Below are 7,600 nucleotides of genomic sequence, written 5' to 3' on the forward strand. Positions count from 1 at the left end.
CATCCCACTACCCGCCCGAGGGCAGTTCGGTGCGCGGAGCGGCGGCCAGATGTGCGCCGACCCTCTTGACCAGCAGCGTCATCTCGTACGCGACCTGCCCGACATCGGAGTCGGAGTCGGAGAGGACCGCGAGGCAGCTGCCGTCGCCCGCGGCCGTGACGAACAGGAAGGCGTCGTCCAGTTCGACGATGGTCTGGCGGACGCTGCCCGCCTCGAAGTGTCGCCCGACGCCCTTGGCGAGGCTGTGGAACCCGGAGGCGACGGCGGCCAGATGTTCGCTGTCCTCCCTCGTCAGGTCGGTGGAGACCCCCGTGGGGAGTCCGTCCCCGGAGAGCACGAGTGCTTTGCGGATGCTGGCGACACGCGCCACCAGGTCGTCGAGGAGCCAGTTGAGTTCCCCCGTCGACGAGCTGGTCGTGGTGTGGCCGGCGGCCTTCGGTGCGGTCATCGACCGTCTCCCTTAGTCGTTCCTGGTGCTGTGCCGTCCTGGGCCTCGTCGCCCTCGGCGTTCTCCTCACGGCCGCGTCGCCAGCCGCGCTGGAGCGAGGCCATACGGTTGCGTACTTCGTCGGCGTCGCGCTCCGTCGGGTCCGCCCCGCGGACCGCGTCCTGCGCGGCCCGCCGGTCGGGTCCGTCCTTGAGCTGAGGGGCCAGATTGGCCTGCCGTACGCGGCGGGGCAGTGCGCCGGTGCCGCCACCGGCAGCCGCGCCGGGGCGTGTTCCGCCGCCTCCGGCCGGAGTACCGGGGAGGGTGCCGCCGGACTCGGCGCCGCGACGCGACGCGCGCTGGGGAAGGGCCGGGGCGTCCGCGTCCCGGCGGCCCTCGACGGCCTCAGGACCGCTCGAGAGCGCCTCGCCGGGACCCGCCGGGCCGCTGGGGTCGCCGCCGCGTTCCAGGGCCTGACGGCGCTCCACAGGGCCGTTCGCCGAGTCGGTGGCTCCGGGCCAGTCGTCCGAGGGGCCCCGGCGGGAGCCGAGAGAGTCCCCGGGCTCGCGGCGGGACGGTCCTCGCCTGGCACTCCTCGACCGCTTCGGCAGGTCCTCCAGGACGCCCGGCCGCTCGGACGACTCCCGGGCCGCCTGGGGCAGTTCCGTCACCCCGTCGGCGTCGGCGCGGTCCGTGGCCTCGTCGCGCCGTGTCTTGGTCTGGGTCACGGGGCGCCCGTGGGAGCTGACGAGCTTGGGGGCGCGACGGCGCGGAAGCTGCAAGGGTCCGCCGGACGGTTCCTCGGCGTCGCCGTCGGCGTGCGACGGCTCGCGCGGATCCTGCCGTACCTGCTGCTGGTCACCGGGCACCCCGGCGATGGAGCGGCGGGGGCGGAAGATGCCTCCGCGTTCGCCGTCCTGGTCGTCGAGGGGGTCCGGGAAGTCTTCGAGGGCGTCCAGGTCGACGGGCGCCTCCAGTTCGACGGGTCCGTCCAGCATCGAGGCGGTCCGGCCGGGCAGCGTGACCGGAACCTGGGTCAGGGCCGCCGTACGCCCCTCTTCGCCGTCCTGCTTCGGGGGCAGGGCCCGGTCGAGCCGGAAGCCCATGCCGTTCGTGTCGGGCACGTCGTCCGAGAGGAGCGCGTCCGGCACGAAGACCACGGCGGTGGTGCCGCCGTACGGGGACGGCTGCAGCGACACGCGGACGTTCTGCCGCTGGGCGAGCCGGCTGACCACGAAGAGGCCGAGCCGGTCGGTGTCCGAGAGCTCGAACTCGGGGGTCTCGGCGAGCCGCAGGTTGGCGTCGAGGAGCGCCTCAGCGGCCATGCCGAGGCCGCGGTCGTGGATCTCCAGGGTGAAGCCGTTGGCGACGCGCTCGCCGACCACCTGGACGGCCGTGTGCGGCGGCGAGAACACCGTGGCGTTCTCCAGGAGTTCGGCCACGAGGTGGGTGACGTCGGCGACCGCGGACCCGGTGACGGCCATCCGCGGCAGCCGTCGTACCTCGATGCGCTCGTAGTCCTCGACCTCGGCGACGGCGGCGCGTACGACGTCCATCAGCTGGACGGGTTTGCGCCACTGCCGGGACGGGGCGGCGCCGGAGAGGATCACCAGGCCCTCGGCGTGTCGGCGCATACGGGTCGTCAGGTGGTCGAGGCGGAACAGGTCGGCGAGTTCGTCGGTGTCGTCGGTCCTGCGCTCCATGGTGTCGAGCAGGGTGAGCTGCTTGTGCAGCAGGACCTGGCTGCGGCGGGCGAGGTTCACGAAGACCTCGGAGACGCCGCTGCGCAGCTCGGACTGCTTGACGGCGGCCTCGACGGCGGCCCGCTGGAGGATGTTGAGGGCCTGGCTGACCTCGCCCATCTCGTTCTTCTCGTACTCCAGACGCGGGACCTCGGTCTCCACGTCGACCTGTTCGCCCGCGGAGAGGCGGCGCATCACGCTGGGCAGCCGCACACCGGCGGTCTCGTGGGCCTCCAGACGGAGCCGGCGCAGGTCGCGGACGAGGCTGCGGCCGATGCGTACGGACATGATGAGAGAGACCAGCAGGGCTACCAGGCCCAGCACCCCGGCGACGCCGGCCTTGACGATGACGCCGATCGCCACAGGGCGCACGCGGTCCTGGAAGCGGTCGCCCGCCTGGGTGTTGAGCTTGTCGAGCCCGTCGAGGACATCGCCCGCGACGCCGTCCCAGCTCTTCGCGGAGACTCCGCGGGGCTCGCCGGGCGAGGAGGCGATGACGGACTGCTCGGCCACGCGCAGTGGTGCGGTGGCGGCGTTCTTCCAGTAGCGGTCGTAGCGTGCCCGCTCGGCGTTGGGCAGCAGCGGCAGGCCGACCTCGTACATCAGCGTGCGCTGGGCGACGAGGTCGGAGACGTCGCGGGCCTCCTCGCGGGTCACCCGGCCGACGACGAGCGCGGAGCCGAGGAGGGCGTCCTCGCGGGCGAGCAGCTCACGGGCACGCGACATGTTGACGAGGGCGCGGCCCTGTTTGTCCACGTCCACGTTGTCGAGGACATGGAGGTTGGCCAGGAGGGTGTAACAGGGGTCCACCAGGCGGTTGTAGAGGTCGAGGGCCTGGAGGCGGGTGACGGTGTTGTCCTCGACGCTCTGGCGCAGCGGGCCGACGCCGTCGAAGGCGTCCAGGATCGCGGTGAGTCGCTCGGTGGTCTCCGAGCCCAACTCGTCCCGCAGATCGCCGTCCTTGGCGTTCCTGCGGATCTTCGACACGACCTCGTCCGTGGCGGTCCGGGTACGCCGCAGATCGGCGAGTGCCTCGGACGCCCGGGGGTCGGCGAGATAGACGAGCGTCTGGCGGCGCTCGTCCTGAAGGACGCTGATGACGTCCTCGGTCGGATAGCCGATCTCCTGAACGATGAACGTCGTGTCGAACAGCTGGTTGACCTCGCGCCCCGTGAGTACCGTGGCGAAGCCCCAGATCCCGGTCAGGGAAACCAGCGGCACGAGCAACAGCGCCACGATCTTCCGGCGGATGGACTTCCCGCGAAAGCGCATGGCCTCCCCCAGCTCGACCCCCGGCGACCGGGGGCACACATGTGCGTCAACAAACGGCGTGAGCCTACTACCGACACAGTGCTATCTCGAAGGCCCGTCCGGACCGACTCGTTCCGGGACGGTAACAGGACATCAGCAGTTGTCCGTTCATTGCGGGAGATTGCCTCCCCGAATCCGACACGGCACACCGGGCGCCATACGGTCCGCACAGCGGGCCAGTTGGCCGGAATTTTACGGTCGGCGGGAATCTTCGCGTTACGTCGATCGTCTGTCTGTACGGAAGTTGGAGGCGGAATCGGCAGCAGGTGCCGCATGCCGCGCCCAGGCAGCGTAAAACAGCGCAAGCCGGGCAGCCAATGGGGAGCCGGGGTTCTCGTGACGCCGGTGCAGGCGGTTGTCGGGCGGTTGGGGAGTGACGAGTTGATGGGCACGGCGGAGCGGCACGGGACAGCCGGGACGGGCGTCGCGGAAGCCACGAAGGCACGGCGGGGTCCACAGGCACCGGATCACGACATTCCGGCCGGCATCCCGGTGAGGGCGGCCGAGGAGGAGTCCCTGACAGGCGCCGGGACGAAAACCGGTAAGAAGCCCGCCAGGGGTGCTCGGTTCGTGGCGGGAGCGGATGCGGAGACCGGGACGGTAACCGTCGCGGATGCGGAGGCGGAAGCGGAGTCGAAGGCCGAGACGGAGACTGTCGCGGAAGCTGAGCCGATGGCCGAGACGGAGACCAGGGCTGAAGCCGTCGCGAACGCCGAGGCGGAAGCCGCCATGGAAGCCGAGGCCGAGGCTGAAGAGCAGGACTACTACCGGCAGTTGTGGGTCGAGGAACCCGCGACCAGGCGCCGGCTGCCCGACCCCGTGCGGGCGTCCGCGGTGCGGGCCGTCATCATCATCGCCGTCACGCTGATCCAGGCGATGGTGGCCTTCCTGTGCACGCTGGCCGGTTCCTGGCTCGCGTTCCCCATGGTGCTGAGCAGCGTGGCGAGCACGGTGGTCGCCACCTGGGGCGCCCTGGACGTATGGGTGACGCGCCAGGTGTGGAACCAGCGCAACGGCGTGGTGTCGGCGCCCAACAGCACGGCCCGTGCCCTGCGGCGCGAGCGGCGCAGGGCACGGCGCCAGGAGCGGGCGTCGGAGCGGACCAAGGAGCGGATACGCCGACAGGGCGGCGGCGCGGGCCAGTTGTCGCACTCCTAGTCGCACTTCGGGGCGCACTTCTGGAGGCGGCGCCCCTCTGCCGGAAGGCGATGCCCCTTGGCAAGCGCCGCTCGGCAAGCTCTTCTCCGGCAAGCGCCTTGCGGTCGGCTCCCCGCGGCGAGCACCCCCGGGGAGCGCTCCAGTGCGTCGCCTCGGGGCGCGGCCACGGCTGCGCCCCTCCCCCGTCAGGACACGGCGGCAGCCCTCTCCCACCGGGGAGGGCGGCCCCGCTACGAGACGGCCGCCTCCGCCACCGTCACCGCGCGCCCGAGTTCACGCCGGGCACGCATGAACGGCCGCGGTCGGTCCATGGAGAGCACCGCTGTCGTCCGGCCGTCCCGCTCGTACAGGGCGAGAAAGCCTCCCTCGTCGGGCACGCCATCGCTGACGCCGCCCTCCGTGATCCGGACGGTGTCGGTGTCGAGCCGCCGTCCGGCGAACTGGATCCGTGCCCCGTACTGGTCGGACCAGAAGTAGGGCAGCGGACGCACGGTCTCCGCCGTGTGCCCCGCGAGGAGGTTGCGCACGGCGACCCGGGGCTGCTCGGTGGCGCTGGTCCAGTGCTCGGCACGGGTGCCGCCGACGCGGGCGACGTCACCGACGGCGACCACCTGGGGCAGAGCCGTCACGCAGCCGTCGTCGCACAGCACTCCGTCGTGCAGTGCGAGCGTCGAGCCCGCCAGCCAGTCGGCGTTGGGGGTGGCTCCGATGCCGACGATCACGATGTCGGCGGGGAGCAGCCGGCCGTCGGCGAGTTCCACGCCGGTCACCGCGACCGTGCCGCGCAGCCCGGCGACACCGGTGCCCGTGACCAGGTCGACGCCGCCGCGCCGGTGCAGGCCGGCGCACACCGCGGCCATCTCCGGGCCGAGTTGGGGCACCAGCGGCAGCGGCGCGGCCTCGACGACGGTGACGTCGTGGCCCAGCCCCGCGCAGGAGGAGGCCGTCTCGGCGCCGATGAAGCCGCCACCGATGACGACGACACGGCGGGTGTCCGCGGCGAGTTCGGCACGCAGCGCACGCGCGTCGTCGAGGGTGCGCAGGGTGTGGACTCCGGTGAGTTCGCAGCCGGGGAGCCTGCGGGCCGAGGCTCCGGTGGCGATGATCACGCCGTCGGTGGAGACGGTGCGGCCGTCGCCCAGGAGGACGGTCCGGCCGCGCGCGTCCAGGCCGCGGGCGCGGACGCCGAGCAGCCACTCGGCGTCGAGCTCGGCGGTCTCCTCGGCGTCGGAGAGGGCGAGTTGGTCCTCGCCGGACCGGCCGGTGAGGAAGTCCTTGGACAACGGAGGGCGGTCGTAGGGGCGGTGCGGTTCGTCCCCGACGACCACCAGTCGCCCGTCGAACCCCTGGGCGCGCAGTTCCCGGGCCGCGTACAGCCCGGAGAGCGAGGCCCCGACGACGGTCACGGTCCTCATGCCGCCGTGCCCTCCTCTTCGGACGCCACCACGGCCACCACTTCGGCCGCCACGTGGACATGGACGACGCCTTCGTCGACGGTGACACGGTGGGTGCGGACGGCCCGACGTGCGGGAAGGCACGTCGGCCGGCCGGTGCGGAGATCGAATGACGCGGCGTGGAGCGGGCATTCGACCAGACAACCCTCCAGCCAGCCCTCGGAGAGGGACGCATCCTGGTGGGTGCAGGTGTCATCGATGGCGTACAGCTCGCCGTCGGCGTTGAACACGGCGATGGGCGGTGTGGTGTCGATACGGACGGATTCGCCCGCGGGGAGGTCATCAAGGCGGCAGACGGGAATCACGGGCCCCCCTCTCGGTCCAGGACCCACGGTCCTGGACCTCTCAGGTCCGGTCTGGTCCGAGACCTTCCCGGTCTCGGACTCTTCGGTAACATGATGTTTCGTATGGCGCACGAGGGAGCGCTATGCGCAACAGAATCCGCGCGGGATGCCCGTCAAGTCAAGGGCTTCCGGCAGATGCGGCTCAATCCGGGCCGCCAGGTGGTGAGAGTTGAGTTATGACCCGCACGCAGAAGCAGGCTGACCGCACAGAGGAGACACCCGGGAAGCAGAGCAGGGGCGCGGGGAGCGCCGTCCAGTCCGTGGACCGCGCCGTGAGCGTGCTGGAGATCCTCGCCCGGCTCGGCGAGGCGGGCGTCACCGAGATCGCCGACGAGCTGGAGGTGCACAAGTCCACCGCCTTCCGGCTCCTCGGAGTGCTGGAGAACAGGGGATTGGTCGCCCAGGCCAAGGACCGCGGGAAGTACTACCTGGGCGCCGGCGTACTACGCCTGGCGGGGGCGGCGGCAGTGCGTCTGGACATCTCCCAGGAGGGGGTGCCCGTGTGCCGCGAACTCGCGGACGAGGTGGGCGAGACCGTCAACATCGCGGTGCTCGACGACAACGCGGCGGTCAACATCATGCAGGCCCGCGGCGCGGCCTCCGTCACGGCCCAGAACTGGCTGGGCAGACGCACCCCGCTGCACGCCACGTCCAGCGGAAAGGTGCTGCTGGGGCATCTGCCGCCGACCCTGAGGGAAGGACTGCTGGCCAGGCCGCTGCCGCGTTTCACCGAGCGCACGATCACCGGCACGGCCGCGCTGCGCGGCGAGCTGGAGGCCGTGGTGGAGCAGGGGTACGCGTTCGCCCTGGAGGAGCTGGAGCTGGGGCTTGCCGCGACCGCCGCCCCGGTGCGCGCCCACGACGGGAAGGTGATCGGCGCGATCAGCGTCTCGGGCCCGGTGTACCGGCTGGACTCGGACCGCCTGCCCGATCTCGCCAAGCGCACGGCGGCAGCCGCCGCCGACCTGTCGCGCCGGATGGGATACGGCTTCTGACGGAAGCGGGACCGGACACGGACCGGAGCCGGAGACCGGTCGCCGGACGGACGAGGCACGAAGCGGGGGGGGGGGGGGAACAAGCCCCCCCCCGGGGTTGTGTGGGGGGGATTTTTTGCGGCCCCGAGCGTTTGGAAGAGATTAAAACCCCCCCCAAGAGGGCCCCGGG

General features: G+C 71.9%; 6 protein-coding genes. 2 read left to right on the forward strand and 4 right to left on the reverse strand.

Annotated features, from left to right (window positions below):
• Window positions 1–7: 7 nt before the first annotated feature.
• Both ACH4YP_RS23370 and ACH4YP_RS23375 read right to left on the reverse strand, forming a co-directional pair.
• A complete protein-coding gene (locus ACH4YP_RS23370; RefSeq protein WP_361068777.1) occupies window positions 8–448 on the reverse strand; it encodes a roadblock/LC7 domain-containing protein in 441 nt (146 codons plus the stop codon).
• On the reverse strand, window positions 445–3,441 hold the full coding sequence (locus tag ACH4YP_RS23375) for a nitrate- and nitrite sensing domain-containing protein (RefSeq protein ID WP_398492251.1): 2,997 nt from the start codon (window positions 3,439–3,441) through the stop codon (window positions 445–447). Before ACH4YP_RS23375 ends, ACH4YP_RS23370 begins: the two co-directional genes overlap by 4 nt.
• Before the next feature lie 711 nt (window positions 3,442–4,152).
• On the opposite strand from ACH4YP_RS23375, the gene ACH4YP_RS23380 reads away from it, so the two are divergent.
• Window positions 4,153–4,638 carry a hypothetical protein gene (locus tag ACH4YP_RS23380; RefSeq protein ID WP_398492594.1) on the forward strand — a complete coding sequence of 162 codons (486 nt, stop codon included), beginning with the start codon at window positions 4,153–4,155 and terminating at the stop codon, window positions 4,636–4,638.
• A gap of 230 nt (window positions 4,639–4,868) precedes the next feature.
• On the opposite strand, the gene ACH4YP_RS23385 is transcribed toward ACH4YP_RS23380, so the two are convergent.
• Window positions 4,869–6,053 (reverse strand): FAD-dependent oxidoreductase, encoded by a 1,185-nt coding sequence (locus ACH4YP_RS23385; protein ID WP_361072988.1) that lies wholly within the window; start codon window positions 6,051–6,053, stop codon window positions 4,869–4,871.
• Complete coding sequence (locus ACH4YP_RS23390; protein ID WP_361072985.1) at window positions 6,050–6,397, reverse strand: bifunctional 3-phenylpropionate/cinnamic acid dioxygenase ferredoxin subunit; 348 nt, start codon at window positions 6,395–6,397, stop codon at window positions 6,050–6,052. The genes ACH4YP_RS23385 and ACH4YP_RS23390 overlap by 4 nt, the downstream gene beginning before the upstream one ends.
• 215 nt (window positions 6,398–6,612) lie before the next feature.
• On the opposite strand from ACH4YP_RS23390, the gene ACH4YP_RS23395 reads away from it, so the two are divergent.
• Complete coding sequence (locus ACH4YP_RS23395; protein WP_200399604.1) at window positions 6,613–7,431, forward strand: IclR family transcriptional regulator; 819 nt, start codon at window positions 6,613–6,615, stop codon at window positions 7,429–7,431.
• Window positions 7,432–7,600 lie beyond the last annotated feature (169 nt).

Source organism: Streptomyces sp. NPDC020747, assembly GCF_044334695.1.
Lineage (GTDB): Bacteria > Actinomycetota > Actinomycetes > Streptomycetales > Streptomycetaceae > Streptomyces.